Origin of the sequence: Microcoleus sp. N9_A1 (assembly GCF_036701795.1) — a bacterium.
Lineage (GTDB): Bacteria > Cyanobacteriota > Cyanobacteriia > Cyanobacteriales > Microcoleaceae > Microcoleus.
Genome location: NZ_JAUBRI010000089.1, coordinates 1 through 20,106 on the forward strand (window position 1 = coordinate 1; position 20,106 = coordinate 20,106).

Here is a 20,106-nt window from a genome sequence, read left to right on the forward strand (position 1 = left end):
TCACATCTAGATGGTCTATGCTTTCAAATATTTTTAGATCAATTAGCAGAACAATATCCGGATAATTTAAATATTATTCAATTAGATAATGGAAGATTTCATCATGGTACTAAGCTAAAAATACCAGATAATGTTATCTTGATATTCCAACCACCATACAGCCCTGAATTGAATCCAATCGAAAGAGTATGGCAGCACATTAAACAAGAACTGAGTTGGGACATTTATGATGATTTAGATGGTCTTAAAGAAAAAGTTTGCGCTGATCTTAAAGAATTTTCTACAGAGACAATAGCATCTATAACTGGATGGGATTACATTTTGTCAGCCCTAGCTACTGTTGCATGATTTTTGAAAATTGGTATTAGTTTCATATATTCTTCTAAAATTTTCCTTCATCTCATACGCAATCCTCAACCATTCTGATTTCTTTAAGGTCAATTCTAATTTATCAATCTGCTCTGGATCAAGATTTACCCATTGCTCAACAATAAATATTTACTACATCTATCTGTGATTCCTGCTGCTCTACGCAATTTATTTAAATCTCGATTTACCACTTTCATTACATGAAAACTGTCAATAACAATTTGAGCATTTGGGAATACTTTTTTGATAACTTTAGGGAATCGTCCCCACATATCAACACTCACTTCCTCAACTTGTTCTCGAACCTCAATTGCTTGTGCCATCAGGACTTCAATGATTTCTTCGGAGCGATGAGAATCAATCATTTCAATTAAATTACCTTTGGAAATGTCACTAACAACAGTCACAAAATTTCCTTGACCTTTCCGCATACTTATCTCGTCCAGAGAAATTCGTTTAACTGTTCCCAACTTGTTTTTTTTTGAATTTTGTTTACCTGATCAAATATTCCTTTTATTTCGTCATAACTTAGTTCTTCTTTTCGTCCAATTTGCTCCATACTCGATTGTTTGACACGCTCATAAATATTTGTTCGTATCGTTGAGTATGCCGTCTTTTAATGTCCAGAAAATTTATTTTTTCTGTGGGATAACGTTGGCAATTAGAACAGTAAAACTGCCGTCGTGGGATTTTTAAATACACAGGACGACCAAATACTGGTAAATCTCTTACTAAGATTGGTCGATTCTAATGCAGTTTTTCGGTATAATTTTGACAATGATGACAAACCATACCTTCTCCTACAATTCTCAGTCCTAATAAAACTTTTCCCTCAATTTGAGTACAACTTTCAACCTTTACTCCAGGCAAGTCTAATATATAGTCCAAATAAAAATCCATGACAGTAAATGTATTGTTTGTTACATTATATACCATAAAGTCAGGAGAGCCGTCAAAAAGACTTTCATGTCGTTTTACTGAAAGAAGAACGTGGCTCAAAACCCAAAAAGTTCACTAATAATACCGCAGGGTTTGAGAGCTTAAATCAGTGGCTCAAAAAGCAAGGTGTCGAAGAACTTCATGCTTGCAGGTCAGCCACGAGCATTTACGGAGATGCCCTAGCTGAATTTCTGTATGAAGCAGGCTATCAGGTGAGTGTGTTAACAGTTGACAGTTGACAGTTGACAGCTTGCCCTGAGCTTGTCGAAGGGTTGACAGCGAAGTTTTTATGCAGGGGATTTAAGCCCCTGCCTAAAAACAATCCACCTAAAGGTGGGGGCTTAAATCCCTGTGATGCAGGTTAATCCGGCTCGGATTAAAGGGTTTGCTAAAAGCGAAATTTTGCGTACCAAAACCGACTCTGTAGATGCAGCATTGATTGCTCGTTTTTGTGCGACGATTAAACCGTCACTTTGGAAGCCAACCCCGCTCGAAGTCAAGGATTTACAAGCTTTATAGCGACGACTAGAATCTTTAACCGAGATGTATCAACAGGAAGAGAATCGTTTGGAAACAGCTACAGCAACTGTGGCTAAACTTAGGATCGCGAATTAAATAACTTACAATTTTAATTGTTATTGTGGGATGGGCGTCCCGCCCGTCTAAGAAGGACGGGCGGGACGCCCATCCCACTTTCAAGAGTGGAAGTTATTTAATTCTCATTCCTTACGAAAGCTCATTTGGATTAGATCAAAGAACAACAAGCAGAAATCAAAAAAATGATTAGCGCTCATTTTGACCAACATCCGCATTTAAAACAGCAGCGCGAGCTCTTGACTTCGATTCCGGGAATTGGAGAACAGACGGCGGCTGTGTTGTTAGCTGAAGTTGGTCAGATTGAAGATTACAAAAATGCTCGTCAACTGGCAGAGAGATGCAGGTTTGACTCCCTGGGAGCGTAGTTCAGGAACTTCTGTGCGTGGCAAAACTCGGAGAATCTTGTACAGGAAATGTCCGACTGCGAAAGGCATTGTATATGCCTGCCGTGGTGGCGATGCGTTGTAATCCTTTGCTCACAGCCGTGAGTGAGCGATTATTGGGTCGTGGCTGGCGTCAAAATGCAGGTGATTGGTGCTCTGATGAGGAAGTTGGTGCATTTGGCTTTTGGGATTTTAAAGTCCCAAAAGCCTTTCGATCCAACTTATTTGCTCGCTACCCCTTGACAGATCAAGACAGTATCTACAAGTCTTCGGGTTGATTTACCTAACAATATCTAACACAAACAAACAACCTAGCCCCGATCATGCTTGGCAATTACCCAAATGGCGTGGATCATACCCGGAAACCAGAAAAAACAGGTTAGAACCAGGTTGATCCAAAAATCAGTGCCAATCCCGACAGTCAAAAATACGCCCAGAGGGGGAATAAAAATGGCGGCGAGTATGCGAATTAAATTGTTCATCTCAGTTACTCCAAACGACTTTTCTCTTTCAATTTAACTTCACTGACTGACAGAACCTTTCCCGAAAAACTTAGGCGGTGCTGCCATAGTGTAAACTTCGGTTTCCTCGGCGATTACCCGCCGCAAGTGACCGGGAACTTGCATCAACCCCAACAGCGTAATCCCGTCTAACATCCGCAACCCGCCAGTTGTTTTCTCGGCGAGTATTTTGTCGGTAACTTCGGGTTCTGGCCGCGTGTTTATTTCCTGGGTTGAAGCTATGGCAAAACCCCAAGGAGCTCCGTAGGTAGAAATAAAGCTGGTGCAGGATTGAACGTTGGGGAATACCGATTTCAGGGTGTTGACAATGCGGGCGTGCATTTTCATTTCTGCCGGAGAAACGGGGCCTGCTTGTACTACAAAATATCCGTCAGGTGACAGTATCTTGCGGACTTTCTCAAAATACTCCTTGGTAAACAACTGGAAAGATGGGCCTTCTTCAATGGGGTCGGACAAGTCAGAAATGACAATATCCCAATCGCTGTCGGTATTGTCTAAATAGTCCAAAGCATCGCCGATTACTACTTCGCAGCGGGGGTCGTCAAAGGCATTTTGGTGCATTTCTGGCAGGTGTTCGCGGCAAGCTTCTACTACTTCGCCGTCAATGTCGATCATCACGACTTTTTCAACTGTTTTCCATCGCAGCACTTCTCTAATTGTAGCTCCTTCTCCGCCGCCGAGAACGAGGACTTTTTTGGGTGAACCGTGACAAATCATGGCTGGGTGTACCAGCGGTTCGTGGTACAGAAACTCGTCGCCGGTACAAGATTGCCATTTGCCGTCGAGAACTAAGCCTTTGCCGTAGGTACCGGTCTGAACTACGTACATTTCTTGATAGGCCGTTTTCTTGTAAGCGAGGACGCTGATGATGCCGTGAACGTAAATATCCCAGGGGGTAATGTACTCGCTCATCCAAAAATCTGCACGAACTTCGCTACCTGACATCAATTACTCTCCAAATATAGAATGCTGTCTCGATGTTGTCACAAATAGTATTTCTTAGCACAAAATGGTGCGGGTGCGTAAGTACGATCGACACATTAAAGTGAGATTTCTCAGCAATGCTATAGTGTGATTGCGTTCTGGGAGAGAGCAATTAGCTTGTTACTTGAGATTGCTTGTGGGCGCTCGCGCAGTCGATCGCACTTTTCCCGTCGCCCCCGGTCGATCGCACTCACATTTAATATTTTCGCTTTGCCTTGCCGACGGGTTTTGTACAAAGGTTGTCTGAATCGGGCAATTTTTCGCGCTGGGCCCGCCTTTATAAGTTTGCGATCGCCCTGCTTATTTATCAATAATCGGAGGAAAACGCCGCAAATGCGAGTGGGGGAAATAAAAGTTGCGATCGGTTTTAACCAGACTTGTTATTAATAACTTGACATTTTGAATGTATATTAGATAAGATTTTTAGACCGACCAAAATAAAGGAAGTGTTTAATTTTTCGGACACAATTGGCTAGGCGATGTGCGCCGAGATTCTAACTAGGTAAAGGGTGCAAGTAAATTTCTTCATAAAACTGTTCTGACACTATTTTTAGGTTCAAAATAATAGCCGATGGAACCAACCGACTGGGAAAACAGAATCAAAAAGCTGGAAAATGAAAATCGAATCCTGCGGGAAAAACTCGAAAATTCGGAAACCGAACGCAGCCACTTACAAGCCATTAATCAAAAAAAAGAATCTTTGCTAAAAAAGCTCACTGAGGAAGTTAGAGATTCCGAAAATATTTTAAGAGCAAAAATGTCTACACTAGAAAAAGCTCTGGAAAACCAGCAAACAACGCAGATCAAATTGATCGAAGCCGAAAAAATGTCAGCTTTGGGCATTTTAGTAGCTGGTATTGCCCACGAAATCAACAATCCCGTTAACTTCATCTACGGCAATATTACCTATGTCAATGACTACGCAGGCGACATTTTAAAATTGCTCGCAATGTACCAGGATCGGTATCCCGAAACAGATGCAGAGATTGAAGCTTTTTTGGAAAAAATTGACATCGACTTTCTGCGCGAAGATTTGTTGAAAACTCTTTCGTCAATGAAAGTTGGCTCCGAGCGCATTCGCGAAATTGTGTTGACTTTACGCAACTTTGCGCGGGTAGATGAAGGTGAAAAGAAACCAGTTAATATTCACGAAGGAATTGACAGCACTTTGTTAATCTTGCAGCATATAACTAAAGAAAAACCAGGTCATTCTGCTATAAAATTTATTAAAAACTATGGATCTTTACCCAAGGTAGAGTGTTATGCTGGGCAATTAAATCAGGTGTTTATGAACATCATTAATAATGCTGTTGATGCCCTGCGGGGCCGAGAGCAAAAGTCTTCCCTGGACGAGATAGAAGCCAACCCTATCCAGATGACAATTACTACTTCTATTATTTCAGGAAATTGGGCAAGAATCAGCATCAAAGATAATGGTAGGGGAATGAATGAAGCTGTAAAAGCGAAAATTTTTGATCCGTTTTTCACCACCAAACCAGTTGGTCACGGGACGGGTTTGGGATTGTCAATTAGCTATCAGATTGTTGTGGACAAACACGGCGGGAGGTTGGAGTGCATCTCCGCAATTGGAGAAGGGACTGAATTCGTGATCGAGATTCCGATCGCCAATTCCCGCAGCTAAGATCGATCGATCGAGCTAAACTGAGAGATAATGAAAACTCCATTTGACCGCGGCTCCTCCTAGTATGATGTGCAACCCTATGTCTACTGTCACTTTTGGTTTGTCAACCCCTATAGCGGCAGAGGCCGGGGCCTCCTACGGTAGCAGCCAACCGCCGCAAAGCCCCACCGTGCGCGCAGAGTGGATCGAGGTGTTGGTGGACTCTCCTTTCAGGAGCGCGGGGGATTCGCCGGGGGAGGAAAATAAGTTATTTACCTATCGTTTACCTGCGGAATTGAATGTGCAGCCGGGGGATATTTTGAGTGTACCCTTTGGCAGTCAACAGGTAGGGGCGATCGCGATTCGGTTCATTTCTCAACTGCCAACCGACTTAGATCCGGCGCGGGTGAAAGATGTCGAAGATATTGTCAGCACTGGATTTTTCCCGCCTACTTACTGGGAATTGATCGAACGTGTATCCACCTATTATTGCACATCATTAATTCAAGTAATTAGAGCATCGCTGCCGCCCGGTTTGTTAAGCCGTTCCGTGCGCCGAATTAGGTTAATTAAAGAAGCCATTTCTCCGAATGCCGAAACATTTCTCAATCCCGCCGCTAGTCAAATCTTGCAATTGCTGCAAGCTCAAAAAAACGGTGATTACACTTGGCAATATCTTCAGCGCCAAGTCAAGGGAAGTTATCGGGGATTGAAAGATTTATTGCAACGCGGTTGGGTAGAAAGTTATTTAGAACCGCCCCATCCTCCCAAACCACAACTCAAACCGGCGGTGACATTAATTCCCAGTGCATTTGTCACAGATTTAACCAAGCGGCAACAAGAAGTATTGGAAGTTTTGCGGCGCGGCGGCGGTGAAATGTGGATGAATGATTTACTGAGGATTTGCAGCGCAAGTTCTTCGGTTGTCAAAAATTTGGAGCAAAAAGGTAGCGTTGTAATTGACCAAAGGGAAGTGCTCAGGGCAGATCGCGGAATTGCTCAATTACCCGATGCGCCGAAAAATTTAACTCATTTTCAAGCTGAAGCTTTAGCGTTTATTAACAGTTTTTCGGGATTCCGTCAAGTGCTGCTGCACGGCGTTACAGGTTCTGGTAAGACTGAAGTGTATTTGCAGGCGATCGCCCCAATCCTCGCCAGCGGTAAATCCGCCCTCGTGCTGGTTCCCGAAATCGGGTTGACACCGCAACTGACAGACAGATTCCGCGCCCGGTTTGGCGAGCAAATTTGCGTGTACCACAGCGGGCTATCCGACGGCGAACGTTACGATACATGGCGGCAGATGCTGACTGGAACGCCGCAAATTGTCATCGGCACGCGATCGGCCATTTTTGCACCTTTACCTCGCCTCGGCTTAATTATCCTCGACGAAGAACACGACAGCAGCTTCAAACAAGACCAACCAGCCCCCTGCTACCACGCCCGCACTGTTGCCAAATGGCGGGCAGAATTAGAAAATTGTCCCTTAATTTTAGGTTCTGCAACGCCAGCCTTAGAGACATTAGTGGGGACGCGCCGAGATTATTACTCGTTACCAAACATCCATTATTTATCATTACCAAATCGCATTTATTCCCGCCCGATGCCGCCCGTGGAAGTAGTCGATATGCGGCAAGAATTGCGGCAAGGCAACCGCTCAATTTTTAGCAATTCCCTGCAAAACGCCCTGGAACAATTGCAAGCAAGACAACAGCAAGGTATTCTATTTATTCACAGAAGAGGACACAGTACCTTTGTCTCTTGTCGGAGTTGCGGCTATGTGATGGAATGCCCGAATTGCGATGTTTCGCTTTCCTATCACCACGTCGGCGAAGGAACCGCAGAAATATTGCGCTGTCACTACTGCAACCACACGGAACGACACCCTCAAAACTGTCCAGATTGCAGTTCTCCTTACTTCAAAAACTTCGGCAGCGGCACTCAGCGAGTGGAACAGGAATTAACGAGATTATTTCCCGAATTGCGGGCAATTCGGTTTGATAGCGACACTACTAGAAATAAGGGCGACCACCGCAGATTGTTAACTCAATTTGCTAATGGGGAAGCTGACATTTTGTTGGGGACGCAAATGCTGACGAAAGGGTTAGATTTAGCTGGAGTCACGTTGGTAGGAGTTGTCTCGGCTGACGGGTTGCTAAATTTATCGGATTATCGGGCCAGCGAACGAGCTTTTCAAACATTAACTCAAGTTGCGGGACGTGCGGGCAGAGGCGACGATCCGGGGCGGGTAATTATTCAAACTTACACTCCCGAACACCGGGTAATTCAAGCTGTGAGGCGGCATGAATATGCGGGTTTTGTGGAGACGGAATTAGCAGAAAGGGCGCTGTTGAATTATCCACCTTCGGGGCGGTTGGTTTTGTTGCGGTTGAGTAGTGTTGATGCGGCGGAAGTTGCGGTGACTGCGGTACAGTTGGCGTCTGTTTGTCAACAGTATATCGATCGACTTTCGGTGACTGGCTGCGAGATGTTGGGGCCTGCACCGGCGGCGATTATGCGGGTGGCGAATCGCTATCGGTGGCAGATTTTGCTGAAGTTGCCTGTGGATGAGTCGGTGGATTTGTCGGATTTGATCGGGTTGCGCGATCGCACTTCGCGTTCTGTTAGTTTAACTATTGATGTCGATCCGTTGAATTTTGGTTGAGGGTTATTGGTTGGGTGGGGGCGGGTTTTTGTAGATTGTTTGTGAGCCTCAAATATTGTTGGTAAAACCAGCCCCCACAGACATAATAAATTATCGGAATTTATTCACGAAAATTATCCCAAATCGAGAGATTTGTAGGGGCTGGTTTCACCAATAATATTTGCCTAAAATCCATAATCTCGTAAACCAGCCCCCACGAACACGGTAAATCCCAATCTACCTATTTCAAGATACAAAGGGCGGGTTTACAATATTTTGATTGAAAAACCAAAAATATTGTAAACCCGCCCCTAATGGCCTAATAAATTATCGGAAATCAAACAATCTCGATCGACCCACACCTACAAACTAAGGTAAATCCGTCTCACCCATCAAATAAAGGTCGCACTCGCGGGCCACGCCGCGCCCTTCATTAATCGCCCAAACAATCAAACTTTGTCCCCGGCGACAGTCCCCCGCCGCGAAAACTCCCGGAATGCTGGTGGTATATTTTTCGTGCTCCGCCTTCACATTGCTGCGCGCGTCGCGTTCCAATCCCAAGTCATCCAGCAAGGGCTGTTCCGGGCCCAGGAAGCCCATCGCTAGCAACACAAGCTGCGCCGGCAACACTTTTTCGGTGCCCGCGATTTGCTTCGGAATGAACTGTCCTTTCTCGTTTTTCGCCCACTCCACCTCAACGGTGTGCACGGCTTTGACGTTGCCGTTTTCGTCGCCCTCAAACCTTGTCGCCGTGGTGAGATAGCCACGGGGGTCGTCGCCGAATTTGGCAGCGGCTTCTTCTTGGCCGTAATCCAAGCGGTAGACTTTCGGCCATTCGGGCCAGGGATTGTTGGCCGCGCGTTCTGAAGGAGGTTTGGGCAAGATTTCTAGCTGTACCAAGCTTTTGCAGCCGTGGCGAATGGAGGTGCCCACGCAGTCGGTGCCTGTGTCGCCACCGCCGATAATCACGATATCTTTGCCTTCGGCGGAGATGAAGTTGTCGTTGGTGCTCTTGTCTAAAACTGCTTTGGTGTTCGCTGTCAAAAAGTCCATCGCGAAATGGATGCCTTTTAATTCCCGCCCTTCGATTCCTAAGTCGCGGGGTTTTGTCGCGCCGGTACAAAGCACAACTGAGTCGTATTCTTTTAGCAGTTGTTCGGCTGGTAAGTCTTTCCCAACTTCGGTGTTGCAAACGAATGTCACGCCTTCGTCTTCGAGGACTTTGAGGCGGCGCATCACGACTTGTTCTTTGTCTAGCTTCATGTTGGGGATGCCATACATTAGCAGGCCTCCCGGTCGATCGGCTCTTTCGTATACAGTTACCAAATGACCTGCTTTGTTCAGTTGCGCTGCAGCCGACAAACCAGCGGGCCCGGAACCGATAACGGCGATTTTTTTGCCCGTGCGTTTGGCGGGCACTTCAGCGGTAATCCAGCCTTCATCCCAGCCTTTGTCGATAATTGCGACTTCGATGTTTTTGATTGTCACCGGCGGGTTGTTGATGCCGAGCACGCAAGCGCCTTCGCAGGGGGCGGGACAGACTCTGCCGGTGAATTCGGGGAAGTTGTTGGTTTTGTGGAGTCTGTCAAGGGCTTCTTTCCAGAGTCCGCGATATACTAGGTCGTTCCATTCGGGGATGAGGTTGTTGATCGGGCAGCCGCTGGCCATGCCGCTAATCAGGGAACCCGTGTGGCAAAATGGAATGCCGCAGTCCATGCAGCGCGCGCCTTGGCTGCGGAGTTTGTCTTCCTCCATCGGTAGGTGAAATTCGTCCCAGTTGTGGACTCTCTCGACTGGTGAGAGTTCGGAGGGCAATTCGCGCAAGAATTCGATAAAGCCTGTTGGTTTTCCCATAGTGGTGTCTCTGTTAGAACTTATTCTTGGTAGTTTCTCAAAGGTGAAGCTGGCGGGCTTCTGAATTAACTATTGTGATCTAAATTGTGTGCGATCGCAGCTCAGATTGAGCAATTCCTACCTGAAATTTTCAATATCGCCGGGAGTCGGGGAATTGTCGGCAGCCGTCAAATATCGATCTACAGCAAAGAAACCGGGTTTTTGAGGGGGATTAAAGGTTTTAAAGGTTTTGATGCAGTTTTTTCGTCCATCAAACCCGGTTTCTGCGTATTTTCAGCATTGCTTATTCTCGGACCATCGCCCGCGGGCGATACAGCCACCTCTCGAAACCCTCGCGGGTTAACTATTCCGACTCTTAGCCTCAACTTTCAAGCGCCGTCCCCATCAGGAGGGCTGGAAATACAATACAAAAAGTTACAGACCTTGCAAAATATTATTTTCAGGATATACTACTGTAAATCTGTCGAGTAAGTGGGGTTTGGCTTGTCAACTCCTAAAATAAGTAAATAAACTCATGAGCATTACAGTTCAGAACGTATCGAAACACTTCGGCTCCTTTCACGCCATTGACAACGTGAATTTGGAAATTAAAAGTGGCTCTTTAGTCGCGCTGTTGGGGCCTTCCGGTTCCGGGAAATCGACTCTGCTGAGGATGATTGCGGGACTCGAACCGCCTGACACGGGTCATATTTACCTGATCGGCGAGGATGCTACCCAGCAGTCGGTGCAGGAACGGCATATTGGTTTTGTGTTTCAGCACTACGCTTTGTTCAAACACATGACTATTAAGAAAAATATTGCTTTTGCGATGGAAATTCGCAAAGTTGCTAAAAACTCAATTAGCAGGCGGGTTGATGAACTTTTGGATTTAGTGCAGTTGACAGGTTTGGGCGATCGCTATCCTTCGCAACTTTCCGGGGGCCAGCGGCAGCGGGTGGCTTTGGCGAGAGCTCTAGCAGTTCAACCAAAAGTGCTGCTGTTAGACGAACCTTTTGGAGCATTAGATGCTAAAGTCCGCAAAGAATTGCGATCGTGGCTGCACAACCTTCACAAAGAAGTTAACATCACCACAGTTTTTGTTACTCACGACCAAGAAGAAGCTATGGAAGTAGCGGATGAAATTGTGGTGATGAACAAAGGTAGAGTCGAACAAGTTGGCACTCCTGCTGAAATTTACGACAAACCGGCGTCAGCTTTTGTGATGAGTTTTATTGGACCTGTAAATGTGCTGCCGAATACTGCGGGTTTGTTCGCCAGCAACGGTACAACGGCTCACAAGAACGGAGCCGCTCATTCTGAAGTAGTGTTTTTGCGCCCCCACGACGTGGAAATTCAAACTAGGCCGGAGTCTGGTTTTGCATTAGCAAAAGTCAGCCGCATCATTCATTTAGGGCGGGAAATTCAAACCGAGTTAGTGTTAGAATCAGATCAGGTAGTAACAGCTTACGTGAGTCGCGAGCGCTTCGATTCTCTACAGTTAACGCGAGATCAGCAGGTTTACGTCAAGCCCAAACACGCCATGACTTTTCCTGCTTATTCAATTTAAATCAGCGACTGCATCTTACTCAAAATACTATCCGGGATCTTCTACAAAACACTGCTCCCACATCGTTACCAGGCTCGTGCCTGGTAATGCTGTCTCGTAGCTCTAAATCGGATGCAGAGCCTCCTGAAATTCATTCCCAGGCAGAGCCTGAGAACGAGAAAAACGAGAAAAAGTTTCTGGTTGTCATCGGAGAATATACGGAATGTTTCTAGCTATCATCCTCCATGGGGTGATTATCCCGAAAGTTTCGGCTTTTTGTTCCATCGGGGTTGACAAGAGGGAAAGTTTCGGGATAATAAATAGTTACACTCCTTAATCTTGAGTGTTGGGCTTCGGAAGCCAACTTGTGCTGCCACAGTTTTACCAGAGACTGAAGTATAGTCTGTATCATATATGTGACAAGCAATTGCCTAGAGTTATATAGCCCTAAGATCACTATATTATGAAAGAAGTTCGCCTCACAGACCTTGATGAGTTAGCTCTTAAGGTAAGGGATCGAATAGCACGGTCTTATGTTTTGGAAGCAATAGATGCATATCGTGGAGGTGCATACCGTTCATCGATCGTATCAACGTGGATTGCAGTCACTTTTGACATCATTTCAAAAATAAGAGAGTTGGCAAACCAGGGCGATCGGATGGCACAAGATTTTATAAGCAAATTAGATCAGGCTATTGCAGCCAAACAGATTAGACAGCTTCAGAACATTGAAGAAGATTTATTGAAAACAGCAACGGCTGATTTTGAATTTTTGTCAGACCAAGAACAGATTGATCTTGCTCGCCTGAAGGACGATCGAAATCTTTGCGCTCATCCCGCATTTGTAGCTGAAGAAATGCTTTTTGACCCTGAGCCAGAAAGGGTTCGGATGCACATAGTTCATGTCGTTAAACATCTTTTACAGCATCAACCTATACAGGGAAAAAGTGCAATTGCAAGAATCGTAAGGGACATCAAAACCACCTCATTCCCTCCCACATTAGATACAGCCTGTGTCTTTCTGAATTCTAGATATCTTGATCGTGCAAAAAAATCATTAATTGAGAATCTTATATTCTTGCTTCTAAAGGCTATTCTGCGTGGAGATTTACCTGATCTGCCATTAATTTATTCAAAACAGATGATCTTAGCTTTGCAAGCTATTTCTAGGCGCTATCCAGATGTCTATGAAGAACGGATGAGGACAAAACTTTTGACTATTGTAGAATCTTTAGAGGAAAGTCGCTTACCTAACGTTTTTCGATTGGTTGGATCAGACCCACGATGTTGGAATTGGTTAGATGAATCTACTAAAACTCACCTAAAAGCGGTGACTCAATCAAGCCTTAAAATACCTAGTATTCGTAATTTGGTTTTTGAAGCTCTCGTGGTAGATGATCTGAAACCAATTATTGTTGAAGGGTTTAAGGAACTTTCTTCAGAAATACAGATAAGTATCATCAACTCTACACCACAACCAGAGTTTGCTGACCAAGCTGTCATTCTATATTCAGAAGCAGGTAGTTATCGAGGTGCGGAAAGCTTAGGCGAATTACTGATTCTTCCAATGGCTGGGTGCTTTTCAGTATCGGATATTCAAAAAGTTCTTAAGGCTGTTCAGGAAAATAAGCAGATATATGATGCTTCTGGCACACCAGCTATCCTCGATGAGCTTTATGAAAAAACAAAGCAACATCTACCATATCTTTGCGAAAGTTGGAAGTCATTCTTTCAATCTCTTTTCTCCAAACTATATTCAAAAGGTTACGAAGAGTATGATTCTGATGTTTGGAGTGGAACTAACTGGGAAAGCCTAGTGAACCATCTTAAAGCAGCAGGTATAAGCCTATCTCCAGAACCGAAAACAAGCAGCTAATATCAGCAATGAACTTATGTAGAGGTTGCCAGGAGTCTAAGAACCCCAATGCACACCGACCGCCGAGAGGTTATCTGTTGAGCGTCCGAGGTTATCTGCGGCGGGTGATTGAGAACGTTAAGGTGTTTATCGCTCATTGGTCTGTCTGAATTAGTGCGATCGCCGATCTTGTAGGGTGCGTTAACGGAGTGTAACGCACCATCAAATATACACAAATGTAACGCACCATCTTTATGTTAATTTAAGGTGTGTTACGCTGTCGCTAACACACCCTACGACTGCTAATCATCGCAATATCCTTGAGGTTTTTCCTTTCTGCCATCTTTACCCCAATCTGGCGGATAAATTCCCTGAGCGATAAACCGATGAACACTAGAATACTCCCAATCTTGGGGATTTTCACACAATCCATGCTTTCAATTTGATGTATTTGCTAAAGTGAGATGCACCCAATAAAATTCCCCAAGCCGAAGGAGTAGTTGCTCAAATTGTGGCAAAATTGGAAGGGATGAATCCGGCTGCTTCGGTGAAAGATCGAATCGGGGCGAGCATGATTCAGGCTGCTGAAGAAGCGGGGTTAATTCAACCGGGGAAAACTATTTTAGTGGAACCGACTTCAGGAAATACTGGAATTGCTTTGGCAATGGTAGCGGCGGCGAAAGGGTACAGTCTGATTTTAACTATGCCGGATACAATGAGCACGGAACGCCGATCGATGCTGAAAGCTTACGGAGCTCAGTTGGAATTAACTCCGGGACATGAAGGGATGTTAAGCGCGATCGCCCGCGCCCAAGAAATTGCCGAAGAAACCCCCGATGCTTTCATGCTGCAACAGTTTGAGAACCCCGCTAATCCCAAAATTCACCGGGAAACCACAGCGGAGGAAATTTGGGCCGATACTGATGGTCAAGTAGATTTTTTGGTGGCGGGAGTTGGAACCGGCGGCACAATTACGGGAATTGCTGAGGCGATTAAACAGCGGAAACCGAGTTTTAGGGCGATCGCAGTTGAACCCGCCAGCAGCCCCGTGCTTTCTGGAGGCAAATCTGGTGCTCACAAAATTCAAGGGATTGGTGCAGGATTCATCCCGGAAGTGTTGAAACCAGAGTTAATTGATGAAGTAATTGCAGTTAGCGACGAAGATGCGATCGCCTACAGCCGGCGGCTAGCCAGAGAAGAAGGATTGTTGTCAGGAATCTCAGCAGGTGCGGCTTTGTTTGCCGCAATTCAAGTCGGGAAGCGTCCCGAAAATGCTGGAAAATTGATAATTTTTGTGCAGCCTTCCTATGGCGAACGCTATCTCAGTACAGTCTTGTTCAAAGACTTAGAACTTCCGACCGTCAGCCAACTCGAAGCATTAGTTTAAAAACTCAAAGATAGCAGTTTTTATCTAATCTTGTTGAGTATTGGATCGAATTGGTTTGATTTCGGTCAATCAATCGGACATGGTATAACTCCTGGGAGTATCTTATTTTTGCACAAAGCATTTTTTGTGATAAGCTGTCGCCCATCTAATTTGTGTATAGCAATCCTTTAGAATTCGCAAAATATGTAGAGTAGTGCCAGTATCCCGTACCTACTCCTACATATTTACACAATTCATTTAGGATTGCTATAGCACGGCTCTGGGTGAGGGGAACCCTACAAAACTGTTGCAATTTTTTTTATAATTAATCTTATATCTTAACAATAGTCTGGACAGTTTTTAGTTCCTAGGCTGAAACCCTCGATTTTTCGTTGGTAGCGAACTTGCCTTGGAGCCTTGAAACCCTTATTCTACGGTTGGCTATCAAAAACTGTCCGAAGAATTGATCTTAAGAGAGAAGAAATTATCGAAAATATTAGTGATTTTGATCTAGATTGAAATAGCTACAGTAGCCCAGAAGTACCGCTGTCTATAATTAAATACGGTTTACTTAAGACGATCTCCCTGGCACACCCATTAAAAAGGGGGGAACAATAATCCCCTCAAAGTCCCCCTTCTTAAGGGGGATTTAGGGGGATCTCCGGGGCATAAATATGTTAAGTGAACCGTATTGGTCTATAATTAAATAATTCTCGTTTTCAGGGTGGGAACGAGAGAATCAATATTTTTTACAATCTTCATTGGCTGTCGCAGCACAAAGATTGACCGCCCACAAACTGATACAATGCCCAGACTCCTGTCGCGAACAATCTAAACATTTTAGACAAAAGTTCAACTTTCCTGCTTCCAGACTAATGTCTGGAGTCAATCTAAAATCTCAAAGCCATTAACTTCAGCGATATTCTATTTGCCTGCCACCAGCAACTGTTCAAAATCCGCTGCCGACACAGGAGGACTGAACAAATATCCTTGCATGGCATCGCACTCGTAGCGCCAGAGAAAATCTTTTTCTGCTTCCGTCTCTACTCCTTCGGCAATTACTTCAAGACACAGACTGTGCGCCATTTCGATAATAGCTTTGACAATCGCTGCATTTGTGCAACCGTCGGTAATGTTGCTGATAAAACAGCGATCGATCTTTAAAACATCGAAGGGGTATTGCGTCAGATAGCTTAAAGAAGAATAGCCAGTGCCGAAATCGTCAATAGAGATAGAAACTCCCAAATTTTTCAATTGCTGCAAAGTCGCGATCGCCCTTTCGGCATCCTCCACCATCAAACTTTCGGTCAGCTCTAATTCCAAACTGCTCGGTTCCAAACCAATTTCTGCTAAAATTTGGGCAACTCGGCTGCTGAGTTCCGGTTGGTGAAATTGGCGCGGCGACAGATTCACCGCTACCCGCAGCCCGGAAAAACCAGCATTTTGCCAAACTTGCATTTGCCTGCAAGCTGTCTGCAAAACCCATTCGCCTAACTGTACAATAAATCCTGTTTCTTCGGCCTCTGGAATAAATCCTGCGGGCGAAATCAGCCCTTTTTCGGGATGCAGCCAGCGCACTAAAGCTTCTGCACTCATAATTTTACCGCTCTGGACATTGATTTGCGGCTGATAGTAAACTTGGAATTCTTGTCGTTCTAGGGCGTCGCACAAACTTGTTTTGATCTGATCTAATTTATCGGCGGCTTCTTGCAGCAATTCGTTGTTTTGCGATCGCAAATTATGCTGCTGTTCGGCAAAAGCTGCTTGTTTTTTCAAGCGGCTGGATATCGCGCCCACAAGCTCAGCTTTAGTAAAAGGTTTAGTTAGGTAATCATCTGCTCCCAATTCCATGCCTTGCCGCACTTCAGAGCGATCGGCTTTACCGGTCAGAAAAACAAAAGGTACTGTAGCAGTAACAGGATGCGATCGCAAGGCCACCAGCACCCCGTACCCGTCAAGTTCCGGCATCATCACATCGCAAAGAATCACGTCGGGAAGACTTGACACCGCGGCATTTAAACCCAGCGCCCCATTTTCTGCACCCGTCACGTCGAAACCTTCGGCTTTGAGGAGTTTGAGAATATTCTCCCTAATTACTTGATCGTCTTCAATCACTAGAATCTTTTTCATATGTCATTCCCTGAAAGCGATATAATTGAGCTGCCTTGCTGAGCGCGATCGGCGTGGTAATAACTGAAAATGCACAGCTAGATCGACCGGCACATCCGAATATTTTCCGACATAAATAGCAGACACCCCTGAAAAAGGCTAATTTTTTAAGGACAACTAGATTGATGTTTCTCTGCTTACTTAGCGCCGTCCGTATTATTACGAGGTTAAGTCAGAAATCTCTCAACTAATTCTAGGCGATCGCCAGTTAGCAGCGGCCTGAATAACTGCTAAAATGGTTGTACCGCTAGAGCGATCGGCTGCAAACAATCTCAGCCTATTTATAGCAGTTGCCCAAACCAACGCAACTGCAAGCAACTAGCAAACCCTTGCAGAGTAAGTATTGCCTCATTATTTAGTGTAAAATCTAAAACTTGTACGCTCGCGACTTGTACTGAGCAAAGCCGAAGTATCTAAAATCTAAAATCTAAAATGACATTACCTAGTGGATTCCCTGAGCCGGCACAGATTGGCGTCATAGAAGTTAAGCAATATCCTCAGTACCGCGCTGTCACCTACACCCACGCAGGCGATTTGCGACAAGCTACAGGAATCGCCTTCAATCCCTTATTTGAACACATCAGCAACAATCAAATTGCGATGACAACGCCAGTAGAAGCGCGCTACACGGAAACTTCCGAGCAAATCGATAAAGTTCCGGTTGCAGAAGTTTCCTTCCTGTATCCCGCACCAAACATCGCCCCCAGCAGCGTTAACTCTGCTGTGGAAGTCACTGATACTTCACCGATGACAGTTGTCAGTATTGGCGCGCGCGGGGCCTACACTTGGGAAAGTTACGAAAATAACCTCCAGAAACTTAAAGATTGGCTTCAAGAACATCCCGAATACGAAATAGTCGGGCCGCCGCGCCGCTTTTTTTACAACTCTCCGATGACGGCAGAAGCAACTAAAATCAGCGAGGTACAAATTCCCATCAAACGCCGCTGACGTGAACGACCAATTCGCGAAAGTGGCCACGCTGGCGGTGTTCCCAGAGATAAATTCCCTGCCAAGTTCCTAACAATAATCTACCGCGCGCGATCGGGATTTGTTCGGAAGTATGAGTCAGCGCAGTGCGAATGTGCGCCGGCATATCGTCGGGGCCTTCCGCATCGTGAATGTAACTCGCGCCCTCCGGTACAAGTTTAGCCAAAAAGTTAGCTAAATCCTTAAGTACATCCGGGTCAGCATTTTCTTGAATCACCAAGCTAGCAGAAGTGTGGCGCAAAAACAAGCTACAAAGTCCGGTTTCAATACCCGAATTCGCCACCGAATCTTCTATCTTAGGAGTGATGTTGCACAGAGACTTCCCTGTAGTTTGAATCTTGAGTATTTGCTGATGATGAATCATATCATCTCCGGTAAAATAACCATTATAAGGTTCGTAGTGAGGACTTCAGTCCTCTCTTTTTTGAGGACTGAAGTCCTCACTACAAACATCTAATATTTTAAACATTCAATCAGACTGTTTGCAAAACTATTGAATCACCGTCATCCTAATCGCCCTCTTTAAAATAGTCTACAACAGCTTGGGCGATCGCCTCAGTACCATTTTTATCCAACTTATCCGACAAACGCGGCGGATGTAGCGGCTGTCGCAAAAACCCCCAATCCCCCTCAAAAAACTCCGCCGCCGTCACAACTTGATGTTCCGCATAATTTTTCAGCCACTCCAACAACACCGCAGCTTCCGCAAAACCATCTCTCATAATAGAAACAACAGGTATTTCCAAGCGCAAAGCTTCCGAAAAAGTGCTGTATCCCGGTTTAGAAACCAAGCGCCCGCAGACAGGCATCATATCAACCGGGCGCGGTAAAATCGGGAAAGATTGTGCAAACTCCTGATTTTTGACTTTAATCAAATTCGGCAAATCGGGAGCTCCCCCATCAAAAGTAATAAATTGCCAATCGCTAAATTGCTGGAGATTGTGATAAGGAATTGCTTCTAAACCCAGCCCGCCAAAAGTCAGCAACACAGTTTTTTCCAGCGGTGATTTAATTCCGAATACTTCCCGAATTTCATCGTTACTGTAGCGAGGATTACCGCCAGTCAAGCCGACATCTTGAATATTTGGAAAAGCTGGCATCGGTTCATGTAAAGGCAGGCGAAAAAGCCGATCGCACTTTCCGAAACATTCACCAATCCAATCTGCCATTTCTACAAACTCCCCGCCCCAATCTCGATAGATAAAATCCCAGCCAAAATTGCTCATCATCCAGCAAGGAACCCCAGCAGATGCCGCCATTCGCGCAGCCAAAGGAGGAATATCTGCAAACACTAAACCCACCCGATTTTGCTTAATAAAATTAACTTCGCCCGCAATTATCGAATTTTGGTTTTTCCGAATTTCCCGCAACTTTTCCAGCGTCGCCTCTTTATCCATATGCAAACTATCAGCTTGCACGACACCCACATCTAAAGCGCGGGGACGAAGGATAAAATCGCCAGTAATATAACATTCTAGCAGCCAGCGAGGTGCTGTTGTGGTGATAATTAGTAAAATATCTGGATTTAATTCTTGAATTTTTGCAGCTACGGAGGAAACTCGGACAGCGTGGCCGAATCCGTGATTCGTGATGGCAATATATAATGTTGGTCGAGACATTGTTAATAGGGAATTGGGAATTGGGAATTGGGAATTGGGCATCGGGCATCGGGCATCGGGCATCGGGCATCGGGAATTAGAGGTAGAGACTGGAAGGCGACAAGGCCAAGCTTCAAGCGACGCACAACGAACAATGACACAATTAATAACTAATGACTAATGACTAAGCGGTTGTGTATTTAACTTGTATATTCCTAACCTTGCTCTGAGCAACTGCCGAGAATAGTTTTATTATTTTAGATGCAATTTAAAGGCGGACTAGCTTATGTTACCGATTGATATGCTCTCCGACCGATTGACTATAATAAAATTATTGGCTCTCCTAAACTTGTGGTGATAATTTTATCTAATCAGAAAAACAAGCTAATACGCGATTTCTGAAATTATTAAAATTAGAAAAGCCATATCCTTGCCGCATTATCAACTTAATTCGATTGTTGATTCCTTCCATGACTCCACTTGTTGTTCGATTAAGAAAGTAGTTGCAAATACCCTCAAAATGATTTTCAATTGTTGATGCAGATTCTCTGAAAAATACTTGTGCATAATTTAGCCATTCTTTGATTTTTTTCTGCCCTTTTTTGACTGTCAAATTAGTTTCATATATTTCTCTAAATTCTTCTTTCATCTCATACGCAATTCTCAAGCATTCTGATTTGCCTAGTGTTGATTCCAA

General features: G+C 44.8%; 19 protein-coding genes and 1 pseudogene. 10 read left to right on the plus strand and 10 right to left on the minus strand.

All coding sequences use genetic code 11. The features are described 5' to 3' along the window. A partial coding sequence (locus tag QUA58_RS27475) for a transposase (RefSeq protein ID WP_333397233.1) occupies positions 1 to 348 on the plus strand: 348 nt, incomplete at its 5' end. Between the two features lie 125 nt (positions 349 to 473). On the opposite strand, the gene QUA58_RS27480 is transcribed toward QUA58_RS27475, so the two are convergent. After that, positions 474 to 800 (minus strand): transposase, encoded by a 327-nt coding sequence (locus QUA58_RS27480; protein WP_333276863.1) that lies wholly within the window; start codon positions 798 to 800, stop codon positions 474 to 476. A gap of 97 nt (positions 801 to 897) precedes the next feature. Continuing rightward, positions 898 to 1,107: a transposase family protein gene (locus QUA58_RS31670; RefSeq protein ID WP_445243720.1), complete on the minus strand. Its 210-nt coding sequence runs from the start codon at positions 1,105 to 1,107 to the stop codon at positions 898 to 900. A 552-nt stretch (positions 1,108 to 1,659) separates the two neighbouring features. Between QUA58_RS31670 and QUA58_RS31675 the strand changes: the two genes are divergently transcribed. The 3 genes from QUA58_RS31675 (at position 1,660) to QUA58_RS27495 (ending at position 2,531) form a co-directional block, all read left to right on the plus strand. Continuing rightward, complete coding sequence (locus QUA58_RS31675) at positions 1,660 to 1,827, plus strand: hypothetical protein (protein ID WP_445301396.1); 168 nt, start codon at positions 1,660 to 1,662, stop codon at positions 1,825 to 1,827. Positions 1,828 to 2,087: 260 nt separating this feature from the next. Beyond that, the gene (locus QUA58_RS27490) at positions 2,088 to 2,270 is read left to right on the plus strand and encodes a transposase (RefSeq protein ID WP_333253976.1); all 183 of its coding nucleotides are present in this window, start codon (positions 2,088 to 2,090) and stop codon (positions 2,268 to 2,270) included. A gap of 123 nt (positions 2,271 to 2,393) precedes the next feature. Continuing rightward, positions 2,394 to 2,531 (plus strand): hypothetical protein, encoded by a 138-nt coding sequence (locus QUA58_RS27495; protein ID WP_333253977.1) that lies wholly within the window; start codon positions 2,394 to 2,396, stop codon positions 2,529 to 2,531. A gap of 68 nt (positions 2,532 to 2,599) precedes the next feature. Here QUA58_RS27495 and QUA58_RS27500 read toward each other — a convergent pair whose 3' ends face one another. After that, the gene (locus QUA58_RS27500) at positions 2,600 to 2,770 is read right to left on the minus strand and encodes a YqaE/Pmp3 family membrane protein (RefSeq protein ID WP_333253979.1); all 171 of its coding nucleotides are present in this window, start codon (positions 2,768 to 2,770) and stop codon (positions 2,600 to 2,602) included. Between the two features lie 39 nt (positions 2,771 to 2,809). Beyond that, positions 2,810 to 3,754 carry a fused MFS/spermidine synthase gene (locus QUA58_RS27505; protein WP_333253982.1) on the minus strand — a complete coding sequence of 315 codons (945 nt, stop codon included), beginning with the start codon at positions 3,752 to 3,754 and terminating at the stop codon, positions 2,810 to 2,812. 610 nt (positions 3,755 to 4,364) lie between these two features. Here QUA58_RS27505 and QUA58_RS27510 point away from each other — a divergent pair. Both QUA58_RS27510 and priA read left to right on the plus strand, forming a co-directional pair. Then, a complete protein-coding gene (locus QUA58_RS27510) occupies positions 4,365 to 5,435 on the plus strand; it encodes an ATP-binding protein (RefSeq protein WP_333253985.1) in 1,071 nt (356 codons plus the stop codon). Positions 5,436 to 5,514: 79 nt separating this feature from the next. Continuing rightward, complete coding sequence (gene priA, locus QUA58_RS27515) at positions 5,515 to 8,076, plus strand: primosomal protein N' (protein ID WP_333253987.1); 2,562 nt, start codon at positions 5,515 to 5,517, stop codon at positions 8,074 to 8,076. Positions 8,077 to 8,424: 348 nt separating this feature from the next. On the opposite strand, the gene gltD is transcribed toward priA, so the two are convergent. Beyond that, positions 8,425 to 9,909, minus strand: coding sequence for a glutamate synthase small subunit (gene gltD / locus QUA58_RS27520; protein ID WP_333397235.1), 1,485 nt, complete (start codon positions 9,907 to 9,909; stop codon positions 8,425 to 8,427). Positions 9,910 to 10,423: 514 nt separating this feature from the next. Between gltD and QUA58_RS27525 the strand changes: the two genes are divergently transcribed. From QUA58_RS27525 to cysK, 3 genes and pseudogenes are all read left to right on the plus strand, one after another. Beyond that, positions 10,424 to 11,455 carry a sulfate/molybdate ABC transporter ATP-binding protein gene (locus QUA58_RS27525; protein WP_333397238.1) on the plus strand — a complete coding sequence of 344 codons (1,032 nt, stop codon included), beginning with the start codon at positions 10,424 to 10,426 and terminating at the stop codon, positions 11,453 to 11,455. 442 nt (positions 11,456 to 11,897) lie between these two features. Continuing rightward, on the plus strand, positions 11,898 to 13,310 hold the full coding sequence (locus tag QUA58_RS27530) for a hypothetical protein (RefSeq protein ID WP_333397241.1): 1,413 nt from the start codon (positions 11,898 to 11,900) through the stop codon (positions 13,308 to 13,310). 451 nt (positions 13,311 to 13,761) lie between these two features. After that, positions 13,762 to 14,676, plus strand: a pseudogene (gene cysK / locus QUA58_RS27535) (cysteine synthase A); the annotation flags it as partial. 903 nt (positions 14,677 to 15,579) lie between these two features. Here cysK and QUA58_RS27540 read toward each other — a convergent pair. Together QUA58_RS27540 and QUA58_RS27545 are read right to left on the minus strand one after the other, a co-directional pair. Next, positions 15,580 to 16,785 (minus strand): EAL domain-containing response regulator, encoded by a 1,206-nt coding sequence (locus QUA58_RS27540; RefSeq protein ID WP_333397243.1) that lies wholly within the window; start codon positions 16,783 to 16,785, stop codon positions 15,580 to 15,582. A 222-nt stretch (positions 16,786 to 17,007) separates the two neighbouring features. After that, a complete protein-coding gene (locus tag QUA58_RS27545; protein ID WP_333254010.1) occupies positions 17,008 to 17,142 on the minus strand; it encodes a hypothetical protein in 135 nt (44 codons plus the stop codon). A 114-nt stretch (positions 17,143 to 17,256) separates the two neighbouring features. On the opposite strand from QUA58_RS27545, the gene QUA58_RS27550 reads away from it, so the two are divergent. Further along, the gene (locus QUA58_RS27550; RefSeq protein WP_265236875.1) at positions 17,257 to 17,772 is read left to right on the plus strand and encodes a heme-binding protein; all 516 of its coding nucleotides are present in this window, start codon (positions 17,257 to 17,259) and stop codon (positions 17,770 to 17,772) included. Here the strand turns inward: QUA58_RS27550 and QUA58_RS27555 are convergent. The 3 genes from QUA58_RS27555 to QUA58_RS27565 form a co-directional block, all read right to left on the minus strand. Then, positions 17,759 to 18,175, minus strand: a complete 417-nt coding sequence (locus QUA58_RS27555; RefSeq protein ID WP_333254012.1) for a secondary thiamine-phosphate synthase enzyme YjbQ — start codon at positions 18,173 to 18,175, stop codon at positions 17,759 to 17,761. The genes QUA58_RS27550 and QUA58_RS27555 overlap by 14 nt on opposite strands. A 145-nt stretch (positions 18,176 to 18,320) precedes the next feature. Then, a complete protein-coding gene (locus QUA58_RS27560) occupies positions 18,321 to 19,430 on the minus strand; it encodes a glycosyl transferase (protein WP_333254015.1) in 1,110 nt (369 codons plus the stop codon). A gap of 346 nt (positions 19,431 to 19,776) precedes the next feature. Beyond that, on the minus strand, positions 19,777 to 20,106 hold a 330-nt coding region (locus QUA58_RS27565), incomplete at its 5' end, for a transposase (RefSeq protein WP_333397246.1).

What these genes read in the sequence shown, in the direction of transcription:
- QUA58_RS27480 (WP_333276863.1), bottom strand. Translation starts at nt 800, where the DNA reads ATGCGGAAAGGTCAAGGAAATTTTGTGACTGTTGTTAGTGACATTTCC.
- QUA58_RS27490 (WP_333253976.1), top strand. Translation starts at nt 2,088, where the DNA reads ATGATTAGCGCTCATTTTGACCAACATCCGCATTTAAAACAGCAGCGC.
- QUA58_RS27500 (WP_333253979.1), bottom strand. Translation starts at nt 2,770, where the DNA reads ATGAACAATTTAATTCGCATACTCGCCGCCATTTTTATTCCCCCTCTG.
- QUA58_RS27505 (WP_333253982.1), bottom strand. Translation starts at nt 3,754, where the DNA reads ATGTCAGGTAGCGAAGTTCGTGCAGATTTTTGGATGAGCGAGTACATT.
- QUA58_RS27510 (WP_333253985.1), top strand. Translation starts at nt 4,365, where the DNA reads ATGGAACCAACCGACTGGGAAAACAGAATCAAAAAGCTGGAAAATGAA.
- priA (WP_333253987.1), top strand. Translation starts at nt 5,515, where the DNA reads ATGTCTACTGTCACTTTTGGTTTGTCAACCCCTATAGCGGCAGAGGCC.
- gltD (WP_333397235.1), bottom strand. Translation starts at nt 9,909, where the DNA reads ATGGGAAAACCAACAGGCTTTATCGAATTCTTGCGCGAATTGCCCTCC.
- QUA58_RS27525 (WP_333397238.1), top strand. Translation starts at nt 10,424, where the DNA reads ATGAGCATTACAGTTCAGAACGTATCGAAACACTTCGGCTCCTTTCAC.
- QUA58_RS27530 (WP_333397241.1), top strand. Translation starts at nt 11,898, where the DNA reads ATGAAAGAAGTTCGCCTCACAGACCTTGATGAGTTAGCTCTTAAGGTA.
- QUA58_RS27540 (WP_333397243.1), bottom strand. Translation starts at nt 16,785, where the DNA reads ATGAAAAAGATTCTAGTGATTGAAGACGATCAAGTAATTAGGGAGAAT.
- QUA58_RS27550 (WP_265236875.1), top strand. Translation starts at nt 17,257, where the DNA reads ATGACATTACCTAGTGGATTCCCTGAGCCGGCACAGATTGGCGTCATA.
- QUA58_RS27555 (WP_333254012.1), bottom strand. Translation starts at nt 18,175, where the DNA reads ATGATTCATCATCAGCAAATACTCAAGATTCAAACTACAGGGAAGTCT.
- QUA58_RS27560 (WP_333254015.1), bottom strand. Translation starts at nt 19,430, where the DNA reads ATGTCTCGACCAACATTATATATTGCCATCACGAATCACGGATTCGGC.